A 23,459-nucleotide genomic window follows, 5' to 3' on the forward strand; every position below is an offset into this window, starting at 1 on the left:
CTCGTGACCCGCCCGCCGGTCGGTCCCGTCCGCCGCCGGCCGTGCGCCCGCCTCGTCCTCGCCGTGTCATGGTCGCGTCACGGCCTCGCCGGCGGTCGCGCCGGCGGTGGCCGCCGTCGAGAAACGGTGACATCCGGCGGACGGCGCGCGCACGTCCGGCGCCGATCGTGGTTCGTCATGAACGAGCCACGCACGATCCCGACTCGGCCCCGTGACCGGCTGTATGCCGCGGTCACGCTGGTGCTCGCCGTGTTCCTGCTGCCCGCGGCGTTCGCCCGGCATCCCGGCCGTGCCCGCGAACTGGCCTGCCGCTGGGCGTTGCGGATGCGCTTCCCCGCCGAGGACCTCACCGGTCTCACCGACGGCGCCCTGGCGGCGTTCACCGCGGCGCGCACCCGGGCGCTCTGGCGTCACGGCCAGCTCATCGGCCTCACCTCGGGATACCGCGATCCCCATGTCCAGCAGCGGATGTTCGACGAGGAGGTGCGCCGCTCCGGCTCCCCGGCGCTGGCGCGCATGCTCGTGCTGCCACCGGCGGAATCCTGCCACGTCAAGGGCGTCGCGCTGGACGTGCGCCCCCATGAGGGCGCGCGCTGGCTGGAGGAACACGGCGCCAGCTACGACCTGTACCGCATCTACGACAACGAGTGGTGGCACTTCGAGTACCGCCCGGACAGCGGCGGGCCACCACGACGACGGCCCCACCCCGGCGCGGGCCGGGCCGGCGGGCACGCGGACCGGCCGTAGCCCACAGGCGGCCCCCGAGGACGGCCCGGCCGTGACACAACCATGACACGGCGCTGACGAGGCGGGGACACGGTCGGCCGACAGTGGACGGGGTTGACCGGAGCCTGTTCCCCAGAGGTGGGTCCGGTCGTCTCCGTGCCATCGAGGAAGGCTGATCGATCGTGACCGAACGCGTACGCGTGGCCGTGCTGGCGGGTGGGCCGTCCGCGGAGCACGAGGTGTCGCTGCAGTCGGCGCAGGCCGTGCTCAATGCCCTGCCGAGGGATCTGTACGAGCCCGTCGCCGTCATCATCGACCGGAAGGGCAGGTGGCCGGTGGAACTGCGACGCGATCTGGCGGACGTGGTCTTCCCCGTGCTGCACGGGCCGTTCGGCGAGGACGGCGTCGTCCAGGGTCACCTGGAGACGCTGGGCATCCCGTACGTGGGCTGCGGCGTCATGGCCTCCGCCGTGGCCATGAACAAGGTCGCGATGCGGCGCGCGTTCCTGGCGGAGGGCATTCCGGTCACCCCACATGTGTGGTTCACCGGGCACGAATGGAGCACCACCACCGACCACTGGGATCTGGTGAAGTCGCTCGACTGGCCGATGTACGTCAAACCGGCCAACATGGGCTCCTCCATCGGCATCTCACGTGTCACCTCCATGGAGGAGCTGCGCGCGGGCGTGGACCTGGCGCTGGCCTATGACCGGGTGGTCGTCGTCGAGCAGGGCGTGACCGCGCGCGAGGTCGTCTGCGGCGTGCTCGGCGGCTACGACACCCCGGACGCCTCGGTGCCCGGCGAGCTCATCGTGCCCGGCGACTGGCTCGACTACGAGGCCAAGTACCTCAGCCGGGCCGAGATCGCCGTCATCCCCGCCGCGCTGCCGGAACGGCTGGCCGAGGACGTGCGCGAGCTGGCCCTGCGCGCCTTCCGGGCGATCGGCGGCTACGGCCTGTCCCGCGTCGACTTCCTCCACGAGCAGGACACGGGACGCCTGTACGTGCTGGAGATCAACACCATGCCCGGCTTCACCTCCCGTTCCGTCTACGCCAGGTCGTGGGCCGCGAGCGGTGTCCCGTACCCGGACCTGCTGCGCCGCCTCATCGACCTCGCGTTCGCCAGGAGCGGCTCATGATCCCCATGACGCTGAACGAGATCGCGCGGGTCGTCGGCGCGAGCCTGCACGACGTGCGCGACCCGCAGGCGCCGGTGACGGCGCCCTCGGCGGTCGACTCCCGCGAGGTGGTGCCCGGCGGCCTGTTCGCCGCGACGGCCGGCGCCCGCGTCGACGGTCACGACCACGCGGCCGCCGCCGTCGCGGGCGGCGCCGTCGCCGTGCTGGCCTCGAGGCCCGTCGGCGTGCCCGCCCTCGTGGTCGAGGACGTCCAGCTCGCGCTCGGCCTGCTGGCCAGGCACCTGCTCGAGCACATCGGCCCGACCGTGATCGGCCTGACCGGCTCCGTGGGCAAGACCACGACCAAGGACCTGCTGGCCCAGGTGCTCGAACGGCACGCCGCGACGGTCGCCACCGACAGGTCGTTCAACAACGAGCTCGGACTGCCGCTCACGGTGCTGCGTGCCGACGCCGCCACCCGGTACCTGGTGCTGGAGATGGGCGCGGGCCGCAAGGGCGACCTGACATACCTGACCGGGCTCGCACCGCCCCGGCTCGGGCTGGTGCTCAATGTCGGCACCGCGCATGTGGAGCGCATGGGAGCCGGGCCGGCCGACGTGGCCGAGGCCAAGGGCGAGCTGGTCGAGGCGCTTCCGGCGGACGGGTTCGCACTGCTCAACGCCGACGACCCGTACGTCATGGGCATGGCCGGCCGCACCAGGGCCCGGATCCTGTGGTACGGCCGGTCGGCGAAGGCGCAGGTGCGAGCCGAGGACGTGCGGATGACCGACCGCGCGCGAACCGCGTTCGAGCTGGTGACGCCCTCCGGCCGCGCCCCGGTCGAGCTCGGCCTCATCGGCGAGCACCAGGTGGGCAACGCCCTGGCCGCCGCCGCCGTCGCCACCGCGCTCGGCCTGGACGTCGCCGAGATCGCCGATGGGCTGAACGCCGCCCGGCGGCGCTCCGCGGGCCGGCTGGAGATCGCCGAACGACCTGACGGCGTCACCGTCGTCGACGACGCCTACAACGCCAGCCCCGAATCCATGCGGGCCGGGCTGCGGGCGGTGAGGGCCCTGGCCGGCACGCGCCGTACCGTCGCCGTGCTCGGCGCGATGGGGCAGCAGGCGGAGGCCTCCCGCGCCCGGCACGCGGAGATGGGCCGGCTCGTCGCCGACCTCCGCTTCGACGTGCTGATCGCGGTCGGAGCGGGGGATCCGCTCGCGATGGCGGAGGCGGCCGAGTCCTCGGACCAGGGCGTGGCCGTCCACACCGCCGAGGACGTGGCCGGGGCCCTCAAACTGGCCACCGCGCTTGTCGAACCGGGAGACGTGGTGTTCGTCAAGGCCTCCAGCGAGATCGGGCTCGGTGCCTGCGCCCGCGCGCTGGCCGGCACCTGACCGCCGGCGCAACGCCGAAGGGCCGGGCGGATCGGGCCCGTCCACGCTCGTGCACCGGCCAGGCCGGTGGCGGCACCGTCACCACGACCGGCACCGACCAGGTGCCGGCACAAGTCATCGAAACGGAGTTCCATGCGCACCATCGGTCTCATCGGCGGGTTGAGCTGGGAATCGACGGTGATCTACTACCAGATCATCAACCAGCGGGTACGCGAGCGGCTCGGCGGCAGTCATTCCGCCAACAGCCTCATCTGGTCGGTCGACTACACGACCGTCGAGGACCTCGTCTTCGCCGACCGCTGGGACGAGGTGAGCACGCTGCTGGCCGATGCCGGCGGGAAGCTGGAGGACCTCGGCGCCGAGGTCCTGCTCGTCTGCAGCAACACCTTCAGCCGGGTGAGCGACGACGTGGCGCGGGCCGCGAGCGTGCCCGTGCTGCACATCGCCGACGCCGTGGGCGCGGAGGTCCGCGCCAGGGGGATGCGCAAGGTCGGCCTGCTGGGCACCCGCTTCACCATGGAGCAGCCCTTCTACCGGGACCGGCTGGCCGCCCACGGCTTCGACGTGGTCGTCCCGCGGCGCGAGCAGCGGGAACTGGCCCATCGCGTGATCTTCGACGAACTGGTGCGCGGGGTGCTCAGGGAATCCTCCAGGGACGCGTACGCCCAGATCATCGCCGATCTCGCGGCCGACGGAGCCGAAGGCGTCATCCTCGGCTGCACGGAGATCGAGCTCCTGATCACCGAGAAGGACACCGCCGTCCCGCTGCTGCCGAGCGCCCGGCTGCACGCGGAGGCGGCGGCCGGCTTCGCGCTGGCCGGCTGACGCGACCTCGGCCGCGTTCCCTCACGGCGCGCCGGCGCCACCCGGGCAGTTCCGGGGGCCGACGCTCTGCCCGGCGCCGACGACGGTGACCTGGACCTCGGCAGGGCTTTCCGGCGCCGTGGCGGCAGCCGTGCACACGATCTGCCCGACGGCCGGTGCGGACAGCTCGCCGGCCGGAGCGGACAGGGTCACCACCAGGTGGCCGGCCGGCCTGGCGGTCACCGAGAACGGGCCGGCCTCGGGCGGGACCTCGGTGGTGAACCCGTTCGCCCGCTCCCCCGCGGTGGGTCCGTCCGCCAGCAGCGCGAGCGTGTCCGCCGGGAACATCGGACGGTCACGGGGCCGCGTCACCGCGCTGATCCGGCCGTTCTTCACCAGGTAGAGGGTGGTCGTCGTGGCCGGTGCGACGCGTCCGCTCGGCGGGTCGCCGGCGGGGATGACGTCGCTGGGCTGCACGCCGCAGCCGGCCGCGGCGGCGAGCGACACGAGGCCCGCGGCGAGCATGCGGCGGGCGGGTCCGGTCCTCATTCGGGACCTCCGTCCGGATCGGGTGACCGGCGTGGCAGGCGCAGCGTGAACACGGCGCCGCCGTCCGGGGCGTTGGCGACGGTGAGGTCGCCTCGGTGCAGACGCGCGTTCTCCCGCGCGATGGCCAGGCCCAGGCCGCTGCCCTCGGACCTGGCCCTGGCCGCGCTGGCCTTGTAGAACCGGTCGAACACGTGCGGCAGCACGGCCTCGTCCAGCCCCGATCCGTGGTCGCGGACCTCGAGGACGATCCAGTGCGGGTCGGTGTCAAGCCGTACCGACACCGGTGGCTCGCCGTGCCGCAGGGCGTTGCCGACCAGGTTCGCGAGGACGACGTCCACCCGGCGCGGGTCCAGCCGCGCCGTCACCCCGGCCGGAACCTCGGTGTGCACCCGTTCCGACCAGCCCCGGACGCGCAAGGTCGCGCGCACCAGCTCGGCCACGTCGACCTCGTTCGGCGCGAGGGCCGCGACGCCCGAGTCGAACCTGCTGATCTCGATGAGGTCGTTCACCAGAGCGGTGAGGTTGAGCGTCTCCTGGCTGACCAGCCTGGCGGCCCTTCCGGCGGGCTCGGGCAGCCGGCCCGCCTGCTCCTCCAGGACGTCGGCGACCGCGGCGAGCGCGGCCAGCGGGGTGCGCAGCTCGTGGGACACGTCGGCCACGAACCGGCGGGCGTCGGCCTCCATCTCGCGCAACTGCCCGACGAGCCGTTCCAGCTCCGCGGCGGTGTTGTTGAACGTGCGCGACACGTCGGCCAGCTCGTCGGAGCCGCGCACCGCGATCCTGGTCCGCATCTCGCCCTCGCCCAGCAGGCGTGCCGCCCGGCCGAGCTCGCGCACCGGGCCCAGCACGCCACGGGTGGCCAGCAGCGCCAGGGCGACCGCGAACGCCAGGGCCGCCCCGCCGATGAGCCAGGCGCGTGCGGCGAGTTCGTCGACGCTGCGCTCTTCGGGAAGCAGGCTGCGCGCGCTGTAGACCTCGATGCCGGACACCCGCGTCGTCCGGTCCTGCTCGATGATCAGCAACGGCATGCCGATGATCAGGATGGGCGCGTTGTGCCAGACCACGCGCTGCCACGCGGTACGGCCGCCGGCCACCACCTGCCGCAGCTCCGGTGAGATCACCCCGAGGTCCGGGATCCGGGCGTTCCCGCCCGGCCTCCGGGGCCCCGGCCCCGGCGCCGGGGGCGGCCCCGGGGGGAGCGGCGAGTGCGTGTCGCCGTAGACGGCGACCGCGAAGCTGTTCTGGTCGGCCGCGGCCTCGGCGATCTCGCCGAGCTCGTCCGGGCCCGGCGCCGCGCTCCGCAACGGGTAGAGCGCCTCCAGGCGGCCGGTCATCGCCTGCACCGCGGCGTCCTGGGTCCTCTCCAGGATGGCGTTGCGGGCCTGGACGTAGATCCCGCCGGCCACCGCCGCCGCGGTGACCACGCACAGCAGCGCGAAGGCGGACAACAGCCGGGCACGCAGCCCCAGGCTCGGCCGGAGTGTCACCGGCGGCTCACACCGGCCCGAACCGGTACCCGAACCCACGCACCGTCTGCACGTAGACGGGCGCCGCCGAGTCGTCCTCGATCTTCGCGCGCAACCGTTGCACGCACGCGTCCACCAGGCGCGAGTCGCCGAAATACCCGTGCTCCCACACCGACTCCAGCAGCTGCTGGCGGCTGTGCACCCGGCCCGGCGTGCCGGAGAGCTCGAGCAGCAGGCGCAGCTCGGTCGGGGCGAGGTCCACCGGCACGCCGCGTCTGGCGACCACGATCCCGGCCCGGTCGATGGTCAGGTCCCCGTGCCGCTCCAGCTCCGCCTGCTCCCGGCCGATCCGCCGGAGCACGGCGCCGATGCGTGCCTCGAGCACCCTGGGCTGCACCGGCTTGACCACGTAGTCGTCGGCGCCCGCCTCCAGCCCGGCCACCACGTCCATGTCGTCGCCGCGCGCGGTCAGCATGATGATCGGCAGCTGGCCGGCGGCCCGGATGCGGCGGCAGACCTCGAACCCGTCCATGCCGGGCAACATCAGATCGAGCACGACGACGTCGGGAAGGTCCGTGCGCAGCCGCTCCAGCCCCTGCTCGCCGGACTCCACCGCGCGCACCCGGTATCCGTGCAAGGTCAGGGCCAGCTCAAGGCCCTCCCGCACGGCCGGGTCGTCCTCGATCAACAACACCCGCGACACGCCCCCGAGTTTCACAGCACGCCCCCGTAACTCGCCCGTAGCCCGTCCGCCGGTCAACCCCGTCCACTGTCGGCCGGCCGTGTGCCCGCCTCGTCCTCGCCGTGTCATGGTTGTGTCACGGCCTTGCCGACGATCACGCCGGCGGTGGCCGCCGTCGACGAACGGTGACGTGCGGCGTACAGCGCGCGCACATTCGGCACCAATCGTAGTTCGTCGGGCAGGACCCGCCGCAGGAACACCCGCACCGTCAAGCGCCGCGCCGCGGTGGCGCGATCCCCCGCACCTGGTGACAGCGCTCTCACCGGGACCCCGATCAGTCGAGAACCTTGATCTTCTTCATGGTCGGCTGGGAGATCACCCGGGCCACGCCGGGAATACCGATGATCTTCCCGGTCTGGAACGCCTCGTAGGCGGCGTAGTCGGCGACGAGAACGCGCAGGTGGTAGTCGGGGGTGGCGAACAGGCGGCGGAACTCGACGACCTCGTCGTAGGCGGCGATGGTCCTCTCCAGTTGCTCCAGGGTCTTCAGATCGCTCACGGCGACCTCGATGGAGACGATGACCTCCAGCCCGCCGCCGAGGATCCCGTGATCGACCGTCGCCCGGTAACCGGTGATGACGCCCGCCTCCTCCAGCCGCTTCACCCGGCGCAGACACGGGGGCGGGGTGAGCCCCACGCGCCTGGCGAGCTCGACGTTGGTCAACCGGCCGTCCCGCCGGAGGTGGAACAAAATTTCGCGATCGATGGCATCAAGTATGTTTTCATTGCTCATATTGCGATTCTAGAGCCAGAATCGGAAACCATATGAGGCTGATTTCAACCTAGAATTACGTCAATTGCATTTCGGTGGCCGAAAGCCCTTCTTCCCACCGTGCACGCCCGTACCGGCTCCGGGGGCGAGCCGCACCGTGACACCGTCCGACGAGAGGTGAGAACCCCATGGCGAACCACGCCGCGCAGGTCGGAGCCTGGCTGGACGAGCGGGCCGAGGAGATGGCGCTGCTTCTCGAACGTCTCGTGGCCGTCGGCTCCGAGAACCCGCCCGGGCTCGCGCTGGGCCGCTGCGCGCGGGTGCTGCGCGAGGCGATGGACCGCCTCGGCCTGTCCCCGGAGATCATCGAACTCGTCGACCCGTCCGGTGAGCTCGAAGAGCCCTGCGTCGTGCGCGGCACCGCCGGCGGCGGTGACAGGCTCGTCTACTTCCACGGCCACTTCGACGTGGTGCCCGCCCAGAGCCGCGGGCAGTTCACGGCCGTACGACGCGACGGAAGGATCATCGGCCGGGGCGCGGCGGACATGAAGGGCGGCATCGTCAGCATGCTCTACGGCGCCGCGGCCGCCAGGGACCTGGGACTGCTCGGCGACGGGCGGATCGTCGTGCACCTGGTGTGCGACGAGGAGACCGGCAGCGTCGTGGGCGCCGGGCACCTGCGCGCCGCCGGGCTGATCGACCCGGCCGCGCTGGCCATGGTCACCGCCGAACCCAGCGGCGGCGCCATCTGGAACGCCGCCCGCGGCGCCGTCTCCGTCCGCATCGACATCCGGGGCCGCGAGGCCCACGTCGGGCAGGCGAACCTCGGCGTCAACGCCTTCCAGCAGATGCTGCACATCGCCCGCCCCGTCGAGCGGTACGCCGCCGAGATGGCCGGGCGGCACACCGGCTTCCCGATGAGCCCCGGCGACGCCCGCGGCAGCATGATCGTCGTCGGCGGCCTGTCCGGCGGCGGCTCCAACTTCAACGTCGTGCCCGGCTCGGCCTTCTTCACCGTCGACGGCCGCTACAACCCCGAAGAGGACCTGGAGGGCGAGCTCAAGCGCCTGACCGGCCTCATCGAGGACGCCGCCCGCGAGATCGGCGCCGACGTGTCGATCCGCACGACCCAGCTGCAGCCCTCCGCCGGCACCGAGCGCGACCATCCCGCGGCCGTCGCGCTCGCCCGCGTCGCCGGCGACGTCCAGGGCGCGCCGGCCCGGTTCGAGATGTGCGCGGGCATCCTGGAGACCCGCTGGTACGCGCAGCTCGGCATCCCCGCCTTCGGCTACGGCGCGGGCCGCCTGGACGTCTCACACGGCCCCGACGAGTACGTCGACGAGATCGCCATGCGCCGCTGCGCCGCCGTGTACGCCCGCTACGCGAGCGACCTGCTGTCCTGACGACCGGGTGCGGCCCGTCCCGGTGGTGTCCCGGCGGGCCGCACCCGGAGGCGTCAGGGGGTCAGCCGGTGGAGGTCACGGGGAAACAGGGTGGCACGGCGGATGTTGTCGGCCCCCGTCAGCCGGGTGGTCCACCGTTCCAGGCCGAGGGCGAAGCCACCGTGCGGGGGCATCCCGTGCCGGAAGGCGGCGAGATAGCCGGCGTAGGGCTCCGGCGACTCCCCTCGGGCCGCCAGGGCCGCGAGATAGTCCTCGTGGCGGTGCAGGCGCTGGCCGCCGGTGACGAGCTCCAAGCCACGAAAGAGCAGGTCGAAGCTGTTGGAGTACTGCGGCCTGCCGGGCTCGGGGTGGGTGTAGAAGGGTCGTTTGGCCATCGGGTAGCCGGTGACGAACAGGAACTCGCTGCCGTGCTCGCGCAGCGCCCACCGCGACAGCCAGCGTTCGTGGGCCGGGGAGAGGTCCGGCTCCCCCCTGGGGTCCTCGCCGGTGTGGGCGGCCAGGAGTTCCTGGGCCCGGGCGAAGTGGATCTCCGGGATCCGTTCCGGGACGTCGGGCAGCTCGACGCCCAGCAGCGCGCAGGCCTCGCCGGCGTGCTGTTCGACGGCGGCCGTCATGCCCGCGATCACCTCGCGCAGCACGGCCATCACCTCCCGGTGGTCGGTGACGAAGCCGAGTTCGGCGTCCAGCGAGGTGTACTGGGCCAGGTGCCGCGCGGTGTCGTGGGGTTCGGCCCGGAAGACCGGCCCGGTCTCGTAGACGCGCTCGAAGACGCCGACCATGGCCTGCTTGAAGAACTGCGGCGACTGGGCCAGGTAGGCGCGGGTGCCGAACCAGTCGATCCCGAAGACGTCGGCACCGGACTCGGTCGCCGAGGCCACCACCTTGGGTGTGTGGATCTCGGTGAAGCCGAGCGCGTCCAGCGTCGTGCGGAAACCCGCCACCGAGACCGCGGAGATGGCGTGGGGCGCCCGCAGCAGCGGATGGCGCAGGGTGACCGGGGCATGGTCGAGGATGGTCGGCAGGGTGGCCGGCACCGCGGGGCGGTAGAGGTCGAACGGCGGGGCGGCGGCCGGTCCCGACAGGGCGGTCACCGCCGGGGAGGTCACCTCGGCTCCGCCGGGAGCCTGGGGGTTGGCGGTCACGGTCCCGGTGATCTGCAAGACGGTCTCTTCGGGGTGGCCGCCGGCGGCGGCCATGGCCTCGGGCTCGGTGACCACGACCTGGACCAGGCCGGAGCGGTCCCGCAGGATGAGGAAGACCACGGATTTCAGGGTTCGCCTGCGGTGCAGCCAGCCCTGGACGGTCACCTGCCGGCCGATTCGCCGCGGGAGCTCCGCGGCCAGGGTTCTGCGGGTGGACGGGATCGTCGCGGATGAGGAGATCATCACAAACCTCTGGTCAGTGAGTGGTGATCCCTTGGGAGTGCGGGCGAGAAGGGAACTCGCGGTGCCACCGCACTTTCACCGCCGTGACGACGGCGGCCTCGATGGGCCCGGTGACGGGGGCCGGCCGGCGGGGCATTGGGCGCGGACGCCGTTTCTCCCCGCACTCGGGAGGGTCTTCGTCACCGGGGACGGGGCCGCCTTCCCAGCTGCCGGCGGCTCTCTCCTGCCCGCCCTGATCCCGTGACTACTCGTCTCCGTCAATGCGTTGCCGGAAGAGTACGCGTGCGCTGCCGCGCATCGCAACCACAATCGCCGCGCGCCGGAGGATCGGGCGGGCGTCCCCGTGGCCCGTGTCCCGGGAGGGGGCGAGCGCAGGGGGCCGGGCGGGGTCAGACGGGCCGGCGGGTGGGCGTGATCGTGATCCGCTGGAGGGTCGCGCGCGGCGGCAGCGTGGCGATGAAGCCGATGGTCTCGGCGATGTCCTGCGGCGTGAGCCACTCCGTCGTCTTCCCGGAGCCTCTCAGCCACCGGAACGCACCGTTGCCGGTGACGTGGCGCCGAGGCCTGGTCTCGGCGACGCCCTGTTCGAGCCTGGACACCCGCACGTTCTTGACGCCCAGCTCGACACGCAGGTGATGCGAGAGGCGGGTGACGTACGTCTTGGTACCGGAGTAGACGGCGAAGTCGGGGAAGCCGTCCCGCGCCGCGATCGACGAGGCGTTGATCAGATCGGCCACGCCACGCTCACCGGCGGCCTTGACCAGCTGCGGGGTGAACGCGCCGAGGACGTTCGTCAGCCCGGTGATGTTGAGGTCGATCTGACGCCCGCACCGATCGGCGACCGGCTCCTCGATCGGGACGGGCAGCATGACGCCCGTGTTGTTGATCAGCAGGTCGGCGTCTTTCAGCTCGGCCGCCACCCGGCCGGCGGCCGAGCGCACCGCCGCGGCGTCGGTCACGTCAACGGCGATCGCCAGGGCGGTGCCGCCGTTCTTCCCGATCCGGGAGACCAGCCTGTCCAGCCGGTCCGCACGCCGGTCCAGGACGGCGACGCGCGCGCCCAGCCCCGCCAGGTGTTCGGCCGCGGCCTCGCCGACCTCGCCGAAGGCGCCGGTGATAACCGCCACGCGGCCGGTCAGGGGCTTGCCAGGGATTTTCCCGAGCATGGGCACACCTCCCAACGAGAAACGGATCAAGGGACGGGCCGTGGCCGGCAACCGTCCCACACATCCAGCACACCACCTCCGAGGTTCGTTCACGAGGCTTGAACAGGCCCTGAGAGGACAGGTACCGGCAGGGCCACCCGGCGAAGGCGCGCCACATCCGGCGGGTCCACACTGGAGACATGGACCGTGGTAGCGAGATCGCCGGCTTTCTGCGCTCCCGCCGGGCCCGGGTCACCCCCGGTCGGGCGGGGCTGGCGGACGACGGCCGCATCCGGCGGGTGCCGGGACTGCGCCGCGACGAGGTCGCCCGCCTCGCCGGAGTGAGTACCGAGTACTACACCCGTCTTGAACAGGGCCGCGCCAGAAACCCCTCCCCGGAGGTCGTCGCGACCCTCGCACGCGCGCTCCAGCTCGATCTCGCGGAGCGCGAGCACCTCACCGACCTGCTGGCGCGGCCCGTACCGGCTCCCCGTACCTCCGCCGGCCCGCAGCGGGTCCGCCCGGGCCTGTACCTCACGCTCCAGGCCCTGGAGCGCGTCCCCGCCTTCATCCTCGGCCGGCGCACCGACGTGCTGGCCGCCAACCACCTGATCTGCGCGGTCCTGACGGACTTCGAGGCCATCCCCGCCCCCCGGCGCAACCTCGCCCGCTACTACCTCCTGGACCCGGAGGCCCGTGACCGCATCGAGAACTGGGCGGAGGCGGCCTCCGAGACCGTCGCCATGCTCCGCTTCGAAACGGGCCGCCACCCGCACGACCGGCTGCTCGCCGACCTCGTGGCCGAGCTCACCCTGCGTTTACCCCAGTTCACCACCTGGTGGAACGACCACCACGTCCTGCGCCGCACCCATGGCAGCAAGCACTACCACCACCCCGTGGTCGGTGATCTCCATTTCTTCTACGAGACCTTCCAGCCTCCCGACGACCCCGACCAGACCCTGTGCGTCTACAACGCCGAACCCGGCTCACCCACCGCCGAGGCCCTGCGGCGGCTGAGCGGCGGGACTCCCCCCGGCCCCGGGGGGTGAGGGACGGGCATGAGGGCTCGGCGGTGGAAGATGGCGCAACCGGCCGTCTACTCCTGGACGATCGCCGCGTTCTGGAGGCGTGCCGCGTCCTGGCCCGGCGGGGCTCCGAACATGCGCCGGTACTCGCGGCTGAACTGCGACGGGCTGTCGTATCCGACGGCGTACCCGATCGCGGCCACGTCGTGCGGCGCCGCGATGAGTTGCATGCGGGCCCTTTGGAGCCGGAGTTGTTTCTGATACTGAAGTGGGCTCATGGCGGTCACCGCACGAAAGTGCCGGTTGAGAGAGGAGACGCTCACCCCGACTTCGCCGGCGAGGTCGTCGATGCGAATCACCTCGTCGTAGCGGTCCCTGATCCACCCGATCGCACGGGCGACGAGGGTCATGCGGCTGTCGGCCAGGCCGATCTGCCTGACCAGGTCCGCCTGGGGTCCGTTCAGCAGCCGCCAGTGGATCTCGCGTCGCACGCCGGGGGCCAGCACCGGGATGTCAGGTGGCTCGTCCAGCAGGCGCAGCAGCCGGACGACGGCGTCGAGCAGCCTGTCGTCGGCATCACTGGTCGCGATGCCCGGCCCCTCGTCGAGCGAACGACGGGAGCGAACGACGGAGGGGCCGGCCTCCAGCAGCAGCTGCGCGATGATCGCGGGCCGCAGCGGGAGTCCGAACCCGAGGAAGGGCTCGGAGGGCGTGGCACGCGTGATCTGCGAGGTCAGGGGAAGGTCGACGGTCACGACGAGATACTGGCCCGCGTGGTAGTCGAAGACGCGGTCACTGAGGACGGAGCGCTTCGCTCCCTGGGCGACCAGGGCGAACATGGGCTTGGTGACCGTGCCCAGCGGTTCGGTCACGTGCCCGGTCGAGAACACCGTGACGCCCTCGATCTCCAGCGGGCGCGGTCCGCCCGCGGCCAGTCGCGCGATCCGGTCGCGAAGTTCCTCCAGGTGACGCACCACACCAGTGGACCATGAAGATGCGTGCGAAACCAAGATGATCGGGGCAAGGTTGAGCGGATCGTGCAACGCTGCGCGCGCATCATTCTAGGCGATCGCGACGTTTCGCGCTCGAATGGAGGAACACGGGGAGACGGCGTCCATGCCGTCCCCACCTCTATCAGCTCGGAGTCACAGGATGTCGCTCGATTCCTACGTCACGCTCGGCCGCTCGGGTCTGCGGGTCAGCCCGTTCACGCTCGGCACGATGACCTTCGGTGAGGATCATGGTTGGGGCTGCAGCCCAGAGGAGTCCAAGAACATCCTCGCGGCCTATCTGGACGAGGGCGGCAACTCGATCGACACGGCCAACATCTACACCAACGGCCACTCCGAAAAGATCATCGGCGACTACTTCGCCGGCCGGCCCGCACTACGCGATCGAGTGGTGATCGGCACGAAGTTCTTCGGCAACCTGTACGAGAACGACCCCAACGGCGGCGGAGCCGGTCGTAAGGCGATCGTGCAACAGCTGGAGAACTCGCTACGGCGCCTGCGGACCGACTACGTCGACGTCTACTGGCTGCACAACTTCGACCCGTCCACGCCGACCGAGGAGACCCTCCGCGCGCTGGACCACCTGATCGGCGACGGCAAGGTCCGCTACGTCGGATTCTCCGACGTGCCGGCCTGGGCGACGGCCGAGGCGGCCACCGTCGCGCGCCTGCGCGGCTGGGCTCCGATCATCGCCCTGCAGCTGGAGTACTCCCTGCTTGAGCGGACCTCGGAAGGGGAGCTGATCCCCATGGCCCAGGCCCTGGGAATGGGTGTGATGGCGTGGGGGCCGCTGAAGAGCGGGTTCCTGTCCGGCAAGTACTCCAGCGCCGGCACCGGTCCGGTGGACACCGCTCGCGCGCAGCTGGTGGGCGCCCCGGGCGAAGCCGACTACGTCGTGATCGACGCGCTCAACGACGTCGCCGGCGACGTGGGCGCCAGTCCCGCCCAAGTGGCCCTGGCCTGGGTGCGGGACCGTCCCGGGATCACCTCCACCCTGATCGGCGCACGCCGCATGGACCAGTTCGAGGTCAACCTGCGTGCCCTGAACCTCACCCTCACCGAGACCCAGCGCGCCACGCTCGATGACGTGTCCACTCCCACGCTGAACTTCCCCGCCGAGAACAACAGGCACCTGGGCCGCATGCTGCAGTTCGCCGGAGCCACCGTGGACGGGTTCCCGTCGACGGTGTCCCCGCTCCTGCGGGCCGGCAGCGCTCGCTACTGAACACCATGGCCGAACACGCGACGCTCGCCCACGACCACCCCGGCCGGTACACCGATCGCCTGGCGGCCCTGTCGGACCGGCTCGTGCTCGCGGGCGGGGCGAAATCGCGCGGTGAACTGCCCTACCGGCCCGCCGCCCTCCTCGCCGAGCGGTTCGGCACGGAGCTCGTCCACTTCCCCGGCGGGCACACGGGCCTCAGCACGCACCCAGCCGAGCTCGCCGAACTGCTCCGCAAGGTGCTGAGCGCCTGAAAGACGGTGAAGACCTCGGGTTCCGGGCTCGCCGCGTGAGCGGCGGGCCCGGACCGCATCGCCGAACGCACCCGCACGCCGGCCGTCACCGGTCCAGCCTGCCCGCCCTGTCCCGCAGGTAGCGCTGTTCGGGAAGGCTCGTGGTACGCCGGGCCGCCAGCAGGTAGCTCTCTCGCGCGGCGGCGTGCTCGCCGGCCAGTTCCCGCAGGTGGGCGCGCACGGCGTGGAGGCGGTGGTGACGGGTGATCCGGGGGTCGCCGTCCAGGCTCTCCAGCAGTTCGAGCCCGGCCCGGGGCCCGCGGGTCATCGCGACCGCGACGGCGTGATTGAGCGTGGCCATCGGGTTCGGCGCGATCCGGGTGAGGATCGCGTACAGGATGCGGATCTGCTCCCAGTCGGTGTCCTCGGCTCGCGGCGCCTGGACGTGCAGCGCGGCGATCGCCGCCTGGAGCTGGTAGGGGCCGAGGGCCGAGGCGGACATGGCGTCGGTGACCAGCGCGGTGCCCTCCTTGATCATGGCGGTGTCCCACCGGTTCCGGTCCTGCTCGGCCAGCGGCACGAGGGCGCCGTCCGGGCCGGTGCGGGCCGCTCGGCGGGCGTCGGTCAGCAGCATCAGCGACAGAAGCCCGGCGACCTCACCGTCGTCCGGCAGGGACCGGTGCACCGTCCGGGTGAGCCGGATCGCCTCCGCGGTGAGCTCGCCGCGGTGCAGGTCGGGCCCGGAGCCGGCGGTGTAGCCCTCGTTGAAGACCAGGTAGAGCACGTGCAGGACGGCGTCCAGCCGTCTGGCCCACTCCCGGGCGTCCGGCATCTCGAACGAGGCGCCGACGGCCTTGATCCGCTGCTTGGCGCGGCTGATCCGCGGCGCCATGGTGGCCTCCGGCATGAGGAACGCCCGCGCCACCTCGGCGGTGGTGAGGCCGCCGACGGCGCGCAGCGTGAGCGCCACCTGGGAGGCGGGCGTCAGCGCCGGGTGGCAACACAGGAACAGCAGCGTGAGGGTGTCGTCGCGGTCGCGAGGGCTTTCGTCGCCGGGGGCCGGTGCGAGGCCGGCGTCCGGCGCCTCCCGCACCGCCGCGGTGGCCTCCCGGCGGCGGCGGGCCTGCTCGCTGCGCACCTGGTCGATCAGCCGGCGGGAGGCCACGGTCACCAGCCACGAGCGCGGGCTTTCCGGGACGCCCTCGGCGGGCCACTGCGTCGCGGCGGCGAGCAACGCCTCCTGCACCGCGTCCTCGCACTCCTCGAACCCGCCGTAGCGGTGCAGGAGCACGCCGAGAACCCGCGGCGCCAGTTCGCGCAGCAGGTCCCCGAGGCGTTCGGAGGCGTTCACCTCTCCATCCCGGCCACGTCCGGGAAGTCCTCACGGTCGAGACAGTCGAGACAGTCGAAATGGCCTAATCCCGCCCACCGCAGGTCCGCCGCGTCCAGATGGAGATTCAGCGGGAACTTCATCGCGGGCTCAGCCGTCCGCCGTGCCCGCGTGGACCACCGGCCGCACCTCGATGCCCAGGCCCTCGACGCCGGCGTCCGGAATGAGCGCGGCCAGCTCCAGGGCACGTTCCCTGTTCTCGCACTCCACCAGGTAGTAGCCGCCCAGGTACTCCTTGGCCTCGAGGTAGGGCCCGTCCGTCACCGCCGGGACGCCGCCCCGGACCTTGACCACGGCGCTCTGCGACGGGTCGGCCAGCGCGACGGTACCGATCATCTCCCCGGATCTCCTGACGGTCTCCATGAACGCGCCGTGGCCCCTCATCACCTCGTCGCGCTCCCCCTCGGTCAGCGCATCCCAGATCCGCGGGTTGTTGTGCATGATCAACAAGAATTTCACGTCGTCTCCTTCGACGGCCGGACGGCGCCCCCGAGGCGCCGTTCACCATGGAGTCGGCGCCGGTGCCGCGTTCTTGCGGTACCGGACCGCAAGAATCTCCCCGCTGTTTCGACTACCTCCCCGAATGGGCGCCTGACCTGGGCGTTCCATCAGAAGATACTTGCCGGCTCCCGAAGGAGGACGCATGTCGCAGCTGTTGAGGGTGCAATGCTTCAACGTGTCACAGGACGGGTTCGGTACCGGTGAGGGGCAGAGCCTGGACCGGCCCTTCGGCCACGCGGACCCCGCTCCCCTGTGGTCCTGGGCGGGCGCCACCGCCAGCTGGGTGAACCGTGCCGACCCCGGCGGCACCCGCGGCCTGGACGACTACCTGACCCGCGCCCATACCGACAACATAGGGGCGGAGATCATGGGGCGTAACAAATTCGGCCCCCAGCGCGGTCCATGGGAGAACCACGAGTGGCAGGGATGGTGGGGAGACACCCCGCCGTTCCACACGCCGGTCTTCGTGCTCACCCATCACGAACGTCCGTCCTTCACCCTGGCCGACACCACCTTCCACTTCCTCGACGCGACACCGGCCGAGGCGCTGGCACGTGCGAAGCAGGCCGCCGGCGGCCGGGACGTGCGCCTCGGCGGAGGGGTCGCCACCATCCGCGAGTTCATCCGGGCCGACCTGGTCGACGTGATGCACATCGCCGTCGCGCCCGTCGACCTCGGCCGAGGCGAACGGCTGTGGGACAGCCCCACCGACCTGCTCGACCGCTTTCACCTGGAGACGGTACCGAGCCCCAGCGGAGTCACCCACCTCCTGTTCTGGAGACGGTGACCACTGCCCCGCACGATCGCACGCACCTGCCTCGGTGAGCGCGTACCTGCCCGTCGACCCCGGCACGGGCAGGTACGCCGGCGTGCCGGTTCCGCGGAGCCTCAGTGGCCGGCCGGTGCCGGGACGAGGCCGTCGGCGACGAGACCGGCGAGGACCGCCTCCCCCAGGACCTGGACCGCGGACTGCGGGCGGACCATCACCGTGAGCTCCTTGATCAGGCCGTCCCGGTCGAACTGGAGGAGGTCCATGCCGTGGATCTGCTTGCCGCGAACGGTGGCCCGGAACAGCAGGACGGCCGACGGGGCCTCGGTGCCGTCGGTGCTGGTCTGCGCGGTGCCGTCGAAGTGCCCGATGTAGCGGAAGTCGTCCTCGAAGGTGCGCAGCAGGACACCAAGAAGGCCCACGACCATGGGCCTGCCCTCGAAGGGAGTGAACTTTACCGGGCTGTACACGCGGACGTCGTCGGTGAGCAGGGCGTCCAGCGCGGTGAGGTCGTGACTTTCGACGGCGGCCCGGAAGCGGTCTGCGGTGGTCATTGCCACACTCCAATAGTCAATAAAGTGATTAGTCAATTAAGTGACTATCATGGCGGACACGCACCGGGAAAGAGGGAGGACGGAGGGCGTCTCCATGGCGTTGCGGCACGCCGTGCTGGCGGCACTGCTGGACGAGGAGCTCAGCGGATACCAGCTGGCCAAGGCGTTCGACCTGGGTGTGGCGAACTTCTGGCACGCCCTGCCCCAGCAGCTGTACGCCGAGCTGGCCAGGCTGGAGGGGGAAGGGCTGATCTCCGGCCGGGAGGTGGTCCAGGACACCCGGCCCAACAAGCGCCTGTTCCAGGTCACCGAGACCGGTCTGGCCGAGCTGGAACGGTTCGCGGCGACCGCCGGCAAGCCCTCCTTCATCCGTGACGACCTTCTCGTCAAGGTCCAGGCCGCCGACCACGTCGACACCGACGAGGTGATCGCCCAGCTCATGGAGCGAGCCGCCTTCGCCGACGCCAAGATCGAACTGTTCGGCGGGCTGCTGCGGCGGATGCGCGGCGACAGGAGCGAGGAGGAGTTCCTGCGCCACGGTGAACGCATCGGCCCCTACCTGACCTGCCTGCGCGGCCTCGCCTTCGAACGGGGCAACCGGGACTGGTGCCACCAGAGCGCGGCGATCCTGCGGGAGAGGCGCATCTCTCACGTCCGGCGGTGAGCACCTGCGCCACCTCGTCCTGCGGGAGAGGCGCATCTCTCACGCCCGGCGGTGAGCACCTGCGCCACCTCGCCCCGCGTGGCGGCAGGACGGAAGGGTTCGGCGACGGCGGAAGCGGGACGCGGTGATCTCAGCCGAGGCCGGATGCCGCGCGACGGCGCGAGCCGTCGCGCGGCATCCGGCGTCGTCGGGGTGCGGGTGGTCGCCGCCGCCGGAGGCGGGATCGAGCCGGTCCTCGCCGGCGGGACGGGCCAGGGCGCGGTCGCGAACCTCCTGCGGCTGCCAGGTCAGGCGCCGACGTAGGCCGCGAGGTGCTCGCCGGTGATGGTGGAGCGGGCGGCGACGAGGTCGGCGGGGGTGCCCTCGAAGACGATCCGGCCGCCGTCGTGGCCGGCGCCGGGACCGAGGTCGATGATCCAGTCGGCGTGCGCCATGACCGCCTGGTGGTGCTCGACGACGATGACCGACTTGCCGGAGTCGACGAGCCGGTCGAGCAGGCCGAGCAGCTGCTCGACGTCGGCGAGGTGCAGGCCGCTGGTCGGCTCGTCGAGGACGTAGACGCCGCCCTTCTCGGCCATGTGGGTGGCCAGCTTGAGCCGCTGCCGCTCGCCGCCGGACAGCGTGGTGAGCGGCTGGCCGAGGCTGAGGTAGCCGAGCCCGACGTCGGCGAGCCGGCTGAGGATGGCGTGCGCGGCCGGGATGCGCGCCTCGCCGGCGCCGAAGAACTCCTCGGCCTCGGTCACCGACATCGCGAGCACCTCGCTGATGTCGCGGCCGCCGAGGTGGTGGTCCAGCACCGACGCCTGGAACCGCCTGCCCTCGCACTCCTCGCAGGTGGTGGCGACCCCGGCCATCATCGCCAGGTCGGTGTAGATGACGCCGGCGCCGTTGCAGCCCGGGCAGGCGCCCTCGGAGTTGGCGCTGAACAGCGCCGGCTTCACGCCGTTGGCCTTCGCGAACGCCTTGCGGATCGGTTCGAGCAGCCCGGTGTACGTCGCCGGGTTGCTCCGTCGCGAGCCGCGGATCGCCCCCTGGTCGACCGACACCACACCCGCGCCCGCGGGGACCGACCCGTGCACGAGCGAGCTCTTGCCGGAGCCGGCGACGCCGGTGACGACGACGAGCACCCCGAGCGGGATGTCGACGTCGACGTCGCGCAGGTTGTGCGCCGTCGCGCCGCGGATCTCCAGCGTGCCGGTGGGCGTCCGCACCTTCTCCTTGAGGGTGGCCCGATCGTCGAAATGGCGGCCGGTGATGGTGCCGCTGGCCCGCAGCCCCTCGACGGTGCCCTCGAAGCAGACGGTGCCGCCCGCCGTACCGGCGCCGGGGCCGAGGTCGACGACGTGGTCGGCGATCACGATCGTCTCCGGCTTGTGCTCCACGACGAGCACCGTGTTGCCCTTGTCCCGCAGCCGCAGCAGCAGGTCGTTCATCCGCTGGATGTCATGGGGGTGCAGGCCGACGGTGGGCTCGTCGAAGACGTAGGTGACGTCGGTGAGCGAGGAGCCGAGATGGCGGATCATCTTGACGCGCTGTGCCTCGCCGCCCGACAGCGTGCCCGAGGAACGGTCGAGCGAGAGGTAGCCCAGCCCGATCTCCACGAACGAGTCGAGGGTGTGCCGCAGCGCGGCGAGCAGCGGCGCCACCGACGGCTCGGCCAGGTCGCGGACCCATCCGGCCAGGTCGCTGATCTGCATCGCGCACGCGTCGGCGATGTTGATCCCGCCGATCCGCGACGACCGGGCCGCCTCGCTGAGCCGGGTGCCCTCACACTCGGGGCAGGTGGTGAAGGTGACCGCCCGGTCCACGAACGCCCGGATGTGCGGCTGCATCGCCTCCCGGTCCTTGGACAGGAACGACTTCTGGATCTTCGGGATCAGCCCCTCGTAGGTGAGGTTGACGCCGTCGACCTTCACCTTGACCGGCTCCTTGTAGAGGAAGTCGTGGAGCTCCTTCTCGGTGTACTCGCGGATCGGCTTGTCCGGGTCGACGAAGCCCGACTCGGCGTAGACCCGCACGGTCCAGAAGCTGTCCGACTTCCAGCCGGGGATGGTGAACGCGCCCTCGGCGAGCGACTTGGAGTCGTCGTAGAGCTGGGTGAGGTCGATGTCGGAGACCGCGCCCTGGCCCTCGCAGCGCGTGCACATGCCGCCGACGCGGGTGAAGGTCGCCTTCTCGGTCTTGCGGGCGCCGCGTTCGACCGTGATCGCACCGCTCGCCCGGACCGTGGGGACGTTGAAGGAGAACGCGTTGGGCGAGCCGATGTGCGGCTGCCCGAGCCGGCTGAAGAGGATGCGCAGCATCGCGTTGGCGTCGGTGGCGGTGCCGACCGTGGAGCGGATGTTGGCCCCCATCCGCTGCTGGTCGACGATGATCGCGGTCGTCAGCCCTTCGAGCACGTCGACCTCGGGCCGCGCCATCGTCGGCATGAAGCCCTGCACGAAGGTGCTGTAGGTCTCGTTGATCAGCCGCTGCGACTCCGCGGCGATCGTGCCGAACACCAGCGAGCTCTTGCCCGAGCCGGAGACGCCGGTGAACACCGTCAGCCGGCGCTTCGGGATCTCGACGCTGACATCCTTGAGGTTGTTCCCGCGCGCGCCGTGCACGCGGATCAGGTCGTGACTGTCGGCATCGTGCGGCGCAGGCGACTGCGCGTCCGTTCCGGGGGCCATGTTCATCGTGTCTCCATATGTGTGGGCAGGGCCGCCTTCGCGGTCTCCATCGGCGTCGCCTGGCTCGATCTAACCAGCTTCGAGCGGTACGTCTGCTTTTTCCTCATCAGCCCGGTGGAGGCGGGGCCGGCGGTGCGGCGGGGCCGTCGGCGGCGCCTCGCCGTCCCCGCCGAAGGACGGCGGTACCGGGCACGGCGCGCCGCCCGCCTCCGGCCACCTCGGCCGTGGTCGCCGGAGGGGTCAGCGACGCTCGTCGTCGGTGACGCCGGGGCCGGCGGCCGGTGGCCCCAGGACGATGGACGTGCCGGGCCGGCCGGCGGGGACGGCCGTGATCCGGCGCATCCCCTCGTAGCCCACGTCGTCGCGGACCTCGAAGCCGGGAACGTCACGGCGGAAGGCCGGCGAGGCGTCCGGATCGTCATGCGGGAGGAAGGCGAGGTGAACGGCGATGTCCATGGCGATCACGCTAGACGCGGCGCGGGGGCCGGCGCTTCTCGATTCCTGACGGGCCTGGTCACCCGCTTCGCCACGCACGGCGGCATCCCCGCCGTCGCGCGCGCCGCCTGGCGCCGGTAGGTGCTGGGCGGCATGCCGACCAGTTCGGTGAAGCGGGTGCTGAAGGTGCCCAGCGACGAGCAGCCGACCGCGAAACAGACCTCGGTGACGCTGAGGTCGCCACGGCGCAGCAGCGCCATCGCGCGCTCGATGCGCCGCGTCATGAGGTAGCCGTACGGAGACTCCCCGTAGGCGAGCCGGAACTCGCGGCTGAGGTGCCCGGCCGACATGTGCGCGCCGCGGGCAAGTGCCTCGACGTCCAGCGGCTGCGCGTACTCCCGGTCGATCCGGTCGCGGACGCGGCGCAGCCGCGCGAGGTCACGAAGGCGCTGCGCCGGGACGGGTCTGCTGGTCACCCGCACAATCGTATGTCGCCCCGGAATCGCCCGGTAATCTCGGAATCGGTTTCTCCGGGCGACGACGTCGCCTCGGGTCCCGATACGTCGTGCGCGAAGTCGGAGGTGATCACGGTGCATCCGGTCTTGTGCTCGCCGCCGCCGTGACGCGCTCCCCCGGCGGTGTCCTCGCAGCCGATCGGGTCCCGGCCGCTACCGGAACGCGGGCCGGCGCCTCGACCTTCGGTCGTCGCGTTCGGACAGGACGACCTCGGGGGTTCACCGGCAGGTGGACGTGATGGTTCTCGCCGTCGAAGTCGGTGAAGTCGTCGAGGTCGTTGAAACCGGCAGGCCCGGTCGCGAAGTCGGCGCACACGCCCCCGCGGCCCTACACTGGTGAATATTAGTCATAAATTTTGACTATCATAAATATTTACCAATTGCGGCCAGGGGAAGACATGACCGAGACACTCGACCACGAATCGATCTTCGAGCGGGCGTGGCAGGCGCCGGGCACCACGTCGGTGGAGTTGCCACCGATACGGGTGAACGACGTGCTGCGCGACCGCTACGACACGCGGCCGCCGTTCGTCTACACCGGCGCGCAGCTGTGGGACATGGAGGTCCGCAAGGCCGCGGCACCGGACAAGTACATCCCGACGGCCGTGAGAGCGGGCAGCGCCGAGAAGTTCCCGAGCGTGCGCCGCGGCCGGTTCGAGGACTTCACCAGGGTGTCGGTGCAGCGGCTGTGGGCCCACCCCGACCGGTACACGACGGTCATCGAGCACGTCCGTCTCGATCACCGGGACCGGCGAGCGTTCTTCATCGGCGCCGGGCGCTTCGAGGCGCCCGACGGCCGCGTCTTCACCGCCGGAACCGGACAGCCGGTCTTCCACGTCGAACACTCCGTGACCGGTCAGGAGGACGACCCGCTCAACCTCTGGCGTATCGTCCACCTGACCGACGGACCGGACCCGTCTTTGGCGGCCGCCTTCGACGGCCTGGCCGGCGATCCCTACCTGCGGGTGTTCATCGAGGTGCACCTTCGCGAGGATCTCGGACGCGAGCTCGTCCGTCGCTGA

At 71.5% G+C, this 23,459-nt stretch carries 26 protein-coding genes and 1 pseudogene; 12 read left to right on the plus strand and 15 right to left on the minus strand.

What is annotated here, in order from left to right:
- The first annotated feature begins 177 nt into the window (after positions 1-177).
- The 4 genes from vanY-N (at position 178) to AB0F88_RS31740 (ending at position 4,066) form a co-directional block, all read left to right on the plus strand.
- The gene (vanY-N, locus tag AB0F88_RS31725; RefSeq protein WP_362692381.1) at positions 178-747 is read left to right on the plus strand and encodes a D,D-peptidase/D,D-carboxypeptidase VanY-N; all 570 of its coding nucleotides are present in this window, start codon (positions 178-180) and stop codon (positions 745-747) included.
- A 161-nt stretch (positions 748-908) separates the two neighbouring features.
- On the plus strand, positions 909-1,865 hold the full coding sequence (locus tag AB0F88_RS31730) for a D-alanine--D-alanine ligase family protein (RefSeq protein ID WP_362692384.1): 957 nt from the start codon (positions 909-911) through the stop codon (positions 1,863-1,865).
- The gene (gene murF, locus AB0F88_RS31735; RefSeq protein WP_362692387.1) at positions 1,862-3,241 is read left to right on the plus strand and encodes a UDP-N-acetylmuramoyl-tripeptide--D-alanyl-D-alanine ligase; all 1,380 of its coding nucleotides are present in this window, start codon (positions 1,862-1,864) and stop codon (positions 3,239-3,241) included. The genes AB0F88_RS31730 and murF overlap by 4 nt, the downstream gene beginning before the upstream one ends.
- Before the next feature lie 132 nt (positions 3,242-3,373).
- Positions 3,374-4,066 carry an aspartate/glutamate racemase family protein gene (locus AB0F88_RS31740; protein ID WP_362692390.1) on the plus strand — a complete coding sequence of 231 codons (693 nt, stop codon included), beginning with the start codon at positions 3,374-3,376 and terminating at the stop codon, positions 4,064-4,066.
- Positions 4,067-4,087: 21 nt separating this feature from the next.
- On the opposite strand, the gene AB0F88_RS31745 is transcribed toward AB0F88_RS31740, so the two are convergent.
- The 5 genes from AB0F88_RS31745 to AB0F88_RS31765 form a co-directional block, all read right to left on the minus strand.
- A complete protein-coding gene (locus tag AB0F88_RS31745; RefSeq protein WP_362692393.1) occupies positions 4,088-4,594 on the minus strand; it encodes a hypothetical protein in 507 nt (168 codons plus the stop codon).
- Complete coding sequence (locus tag AB0F88_RS31750) at positions 4,591-6,081, minus strand: HAMP domain-containing sensor histidine kinase (RefSeq protein WP_362692395.1); 1,491 nt, start codon at positions 6,079-6,081, stop codon at positions 4,591-4,593. The genes AB0F88_RS31745 and AB0F88_RS31750 overlap by 4 nt, the downstream gene beginning before the upstream one ends.
- 7 nt (positions 6,082-6,088) lie before the next feature.
- Positions 6,089-6,763 (minus strand): response regulator transcription factor, encoded by a 675-nt coding sequence (locus tag AB0F88_RS31755; RefSeq protein WP_362692398.1) that lies wholly within the window; start codon positions 6,761-6,763, stop codon positions 6,089-6,091.
- Positions 6,764-6,867: 104 nt separating this feature from the next.
- Positions 6,868-7,014 (minus strand): hypothetical protein, encoded by a 147-nt coding sequence (locus AB0F88_RS31760; protein ID WP_362692401.1) that lies wholly within the window; start codon positions 7,012-7,014, stop codon positions 6,868-6,870.
- Between the two features lie 62 nt (positions 7,015-7,076).
- Positions 7,077-7,535, minus strand: a complete 459-nt coding sequence (locus AB0F88_RS31765; RefSeq protein ID WP_362692404.1) for an Lrp/AsnC family transcriptional regulator — start codon at positions 7,533-7,535, stop codon at positions 7,077-7,079.
- Positions 7,536-7,702: 167 nt separating this feature from the next.
- Between AB0F88_RS31765 and AB0F88_RS31770 the strand changes: the two genes are divergently transcribed.
- Positions 7,703-8,917 (plus strand): M20/M25/M40 family metallo-hydrolase, encoded by a 1,215-nt coding sequence (locus tag AB0F88_RS31770; protein WP_362692407.1) that lies wholly within the window; start codon positions 7,703-7,705, stop codon positions 8,915-8,917.
- 53 nt (positions 8,918-8,970) lie between these two features.
- On the opposite strand, the gene aspS is transcribed toward AB0F88_RS31770, so the two are convergent.
- Together aspS and AB0F88_RS31780 are read right to left on the minus strand one after the other, a co-directional pair.
- Positions 8,971-10,302 (minus strand): aspartate--tRNA(Asn) ligase, encoded by a 1,332-nt coding sequence (gene aspS / locus AB0F88_RS31775; RefSeq protein ID WP_362692410.1) that lies wholly within the window; start codon positions 10,300-10,302, stop codon positions 8,971-8,973.
- 389 nt (positions 10,303-10,691) lie between these two features.
- Positions 10,692-11,561, minus strand: coding sequence for an SDR family oxidoreductase (locus AB0F88_RS31780; protein WP_362692413.1), 870 nt, complete (start codon positions 11,559-11,561; stop codon positions 10,692-10,694).
- Between the two features lie 86 nt (positions 11,562-11,647).
- On the opposite strand from AB0F88_RS31780, the gene AB0F88_RS31785 reads away from it, so the two are divergent.
- On the plus strand, positions 11,648-12,496 hold the full coding sequence (locus tag AB0F88_RS31785) for a helix-turn-helix transcriptional regulator (protein WP_362692416.1): 849 nt from the start codon (positions 11,648-11,650) through the stop codon (positions 12,494-12,496).
- A 47-nt stretch (positions 12,497-12,543) separates the two neighbouring features.
- Here AB0F88_RS31785 and AB0F88_RS31790 read toward each other — a convergent pair whose 3' ends face one another.
- Positions 12,544-13,446 (minus strand): AraC family transcriptional regulator, encoded by a 903-nt coding sequence (locus AB0F88_RS31790; protein WP_362692419.1) that lies wholly within the window; start codon positions 13,444-13,446, stop codon positions 12,544-12,546.
- Between the two features lie 178 nt (positions 13,447-13,624).
- Between AB0F88_RS31790 and AB0F88_RS31795 the strand changes: the two genes are divergently transcribed.
- Both AB0F88_RS31795 and AB0F88_RS31800 read left to right on the plus strand, forming a co-directional pair.
- Positions 13,625-14,707, plus strand: coding sequence for an aldo/keto reductase (locus tag AB0F88_RS31795; RefSeq protein ID WP_362692422.1), 1,083 nt, complete (start codon positions 13,625-13,627; stop codon positions 14,705-14,707).
- A 5-nt stretch (positions 14,708-14,712) separates the two neighbouring features.
- Entirely contained in the window at positions 14,713-14,958 is a 246-nt protein-coding gene (locus AB0F88_RS31800; protein ID WP_362692425.1) for a hypothetical protein, read from the plus strand.
- A gap of 85 nt (positions 14,959-15,043) precedes the next feature.
- On the opposite strand, the gene AB0F88_RS31805 is transcribed toward AB0F88_RS31800, so the two are convergent.
- From AB0F88_RS31805 to AB0F88_RS31815, 3 genes are read right to left on the minus strand one after another with little or no spacing between them, the layout of a single operon-like run.
- Positions 15,044-16,288 carry a sigma-70 family RNA polymerase sigma factor gene (locus AB0F88_RS31805; protein ID WP_362692428.1) on the minus strand — a complete coding sequence of 415 codons (1,245 nt, stop codon included), beginning with the start codon at positions 16,286-16,288 and terminating at the stop codon, positions 15,044-15,046.
- Positions 16,285-16,410 carry a hypothetical protein gene (locus AB0F88_RS31810; RefSeq protein WP_362692431.1) on the minus strand — a complete coding sequence of 42 codons (126 nt, stop codon included), beginning with the start codon at positions 16,408-16,410 and terminating at the stop codon, positions 16,285-16,287. The genes AB0F88_RS31805 and AB0F88_RS31810 overlap by 4 nt, the downstream gene beginning before the upstream one ends.
- Before the next feature lie 7 nt (positions 16,411-16,417).
- Positions 16,418-16,786 carry a YciI family protein gene (locus AB0F88_RS31815; RefSeq protein WP_362692434.1) on the minus strand — a complete coding sequence of 123 codons (369 nt, stop codon included), beginning with the start codon at positions 16,784-16,786 and terminating at the stop codon, positions 16,418-16,420.
- A 184-nt stretch (positions 16,787-16,970) separates the two neighbouring features.
- Between AB0F88_RS31815 and AB0F88_RS31820 the strand changes: the two genes are divergently transcribed.
- On the plus strand, positions 16,971-17,615 hold the full coding sequence (locus tag AB0F88_RS31820) for a dihydrofolate reductase family protein (protein WP_362692437.1): 645 nt from the start codon (positions 16,971-16,973) through the stop codon (positions 17,613-17,615).
- 101 nt (positions 17,616-17,716) lie between these two features.
- Here AB0F88_RS31820 and AB0F88_RS31825 read toward each other — a convergent pair whose 3' ends face one another.
- A complete protein-coding gene (locus AB0F88_RS31825) occupies positions 17,717-18,151 on the minus strand; it encodes a nuclear transport factor 2 family protein (protein ID WP_362692440.1) in 435 nt (144 codons plus the stop codon).
- A 49-nt stretch (positions 18,152-18,200) separates the two neighbouring features.
- Between AB0F88_RS31825 and AB0F88_RS31830 the strand changes: the two genes are divergently transcribed.
- Together AB0F88_RS31830 and AB0F88_RS31835 are read left to right on the plus strand one after the other, a co-directional pair.
- Entirely contained in the window at positions 18,201-18,815 is a 615-nt protein-coding gene (locus tag AB0F88_RS31830; RefSeq protein WP_362692443.1) for a PadR family transcriptional regulator, read from the plus strand.
- A 144-nt stretch (positions 18,816-18,959) separates the two neighbouring features.
- Entirely contained in the window at positions 18,960-19,118 is a 159-nt protein-coding gene (locus AB0F88_RS31835; RefSeq protein ID WP_362692446.1) for a hypothetical protein, read from the plus strand.
- On the opposite strand, the gene AB0F88_RS31840 is transcribed toward AB0F88_RS31835, so the two are convergent.
- From AB0F88_RS31840 to AB0F88_RS31850, 3 genes and pseudogenes are all read right to left on the minus strand, one after another.
- Positions 19,103-21,487: an excinuclease ABC subunit UvrA gene (locus AB0F88_RS31840; RefSeq protein ID WP_362692704.1), complete on the minus strand. Its 2,385-nt coding sequence runs from the start codon at positions 21,485-21,487 to the stop codon at positions 19,103-19,105. The genes AB0F88_RS31835 and AB0F88_RS31840 overlap by 16 nt on opposite strands.
- Before the next feature lie 243 nt (positions 21,488-21,730).
- Positions 21,731-21,943 (minus strand): annotated as a pseudogene (locus AB0F88_RS31845) (VOC family protein); the annotation flags it as partial.
- A 5-nt stretch (positions 21,944-21,948) separates the two neighbouring features.
- Positions 21,949-22,398 carry a helix-turn-helix transcriptional regulator gene (locus AB0F88_RS31850; protein WP_362692449.1) on the minus strand — a complete coding sequence of 150 codons (450 nt, stop codon included), beginning with the start codon at positions 22,396-22,398 and terminating at the stop codon, positions 21,949-21,951.
- Positions 22,399-22,835: 437 nt separating this feature from the next.
- On the opposite strand from AB0F88_RS31850, the gene AB0F88_RS31855 reads away from it, so the two are divergent.
- A complete protein-coding gene (locus AB0F88_RS31855) occupies positions 22,836-23,459 on the plus strand; it encodes a hypothetical protein (RefSeq protein WP_362692452.1) in 624 nt (207 codons plus the stop codon).

Origin of the sequence: Streptosporangium sp. NPDC023963 (assembly GCF_040639135.1) — a bacterium.
Lineage (GTDB): Bacteria > Actinomycetota > Actinomycetes > Streptosporangiales > Streptosporangiaceae > Streptosporangium.

Coding starts and splice junctions, on each gene's coding strand:
- vanY-N (WP_362692381.1), top strand. CDS start 178: ATGAACGAGCCACGCACGATCCCGACTCGGCCCCGTGACCGGCTGTAT.
- AB0F88_RS31835 (WP_362692446.1), top strand. CDS start 18,960: ATGCCGCGCGACGGCGCGAGCCGTCGCGCGGCATCCGGCGTCGTCGGG.
- AB0F88_RS31770 (WP_362692407.1), top strand. CDS start 7,703: ATGGCGAACCACGCCGCGCAGGTCGGAGCCTGGCTGGACGAGCGGGCC.
- AB0F88_RS31795 (WP_362692422.1), top strand. CDS start 13,625: ATGTCGCTCGATTCCTACGTCACGCTCGGCCGCTCGGGTCTGCGGGTC.
- murF (WP_362692387.1), top strand. CDS start 1,862: ATGATCCCCATGACGCTGAACGAGATCGCGCGGGTCGTCGGCGCGAGC.
- AB0F88_RS31765 (WP_362692404.1), bottom strand. CDS start 7,535: ATGAGCAATGAAAACATACTTGATGCCATCGATCGCGAAATTTTGTTC.
- AB0F88_RS31825 (WP_362692440.1), bottom strand. CDS start 18,151: ATGACCACCGCAGACCGCTTCCGGGCCGCCGTCGAAAGTCACGACCTC.
- AB0F88_RS31800 (WP_362692425.1), top strand. CDS start 14,713: ATGGCCGAACACGCGACGCTCGCCCACGACCACCCCGGCCGGTACACC.
- aspS (WP_362692410.1), bottom strand. CDS start 10,302: ATGATCTCCTCATCCGCGACGATCCCGTCCACCCGCAGAACCCTGGCC.
- AB0F88_RS31840 (WP_362692704.1), bottom strand. CDS start 21,487: ATGGCCCCCGGAACGGACGCGCAGTCGCCTGCGCCGCACGATGCCGAC.
- AB0F88_RS31855 (WP_362692452.1), top strand. CDS start 22,836: ATGACCGAGACACTCGACCACGAATCGATCTTCGAGCGGGCGTGGCAG.
- AB0F88_RS31785 (WP_362692416.1), top strand. CDS start 11,648: ATGGACCGTGGTAGCGAGATCGCCGGCTTTCTGCGCTCCCGCCGGGCC.
- AB0F88_RS31740 (WP_362692390.1), top strand. CDS start 3,374: ATGCGCACCATCGGTCTCATCGGCGGGTTGAGCTGGGAATCGACGGTG.
- AB0F88_RS31830 (WP_362692443.1), top strand. CDS start 18,201: ATGGCGGACACGCACCGGGAAAGAGGGAGGACGGAGGGCGTCTCCATG.
- AB0F88_RS31745 (WP_362692393.1), bottom strand. CDS start 4,594: ATGAGGACCGGACCCGCCCGCCGCATGCTCGCCGCGGGCCTCGTGTCG.
- AB0F88_RS31810 (WP_362692431.1), bottom strand. CDS start 16,410: ATGAAGTTCCCGCTGAATCTCCATCTGGACGCGGCGGACCTGCGGTGG.
- AB0F88_RS31820 (WP_362692437.1), top strand. CDS start 16,971: ATGTCGCAGCTGTTGAGGGTGCAATGCTTCAACGTGTCACAGGACGGG.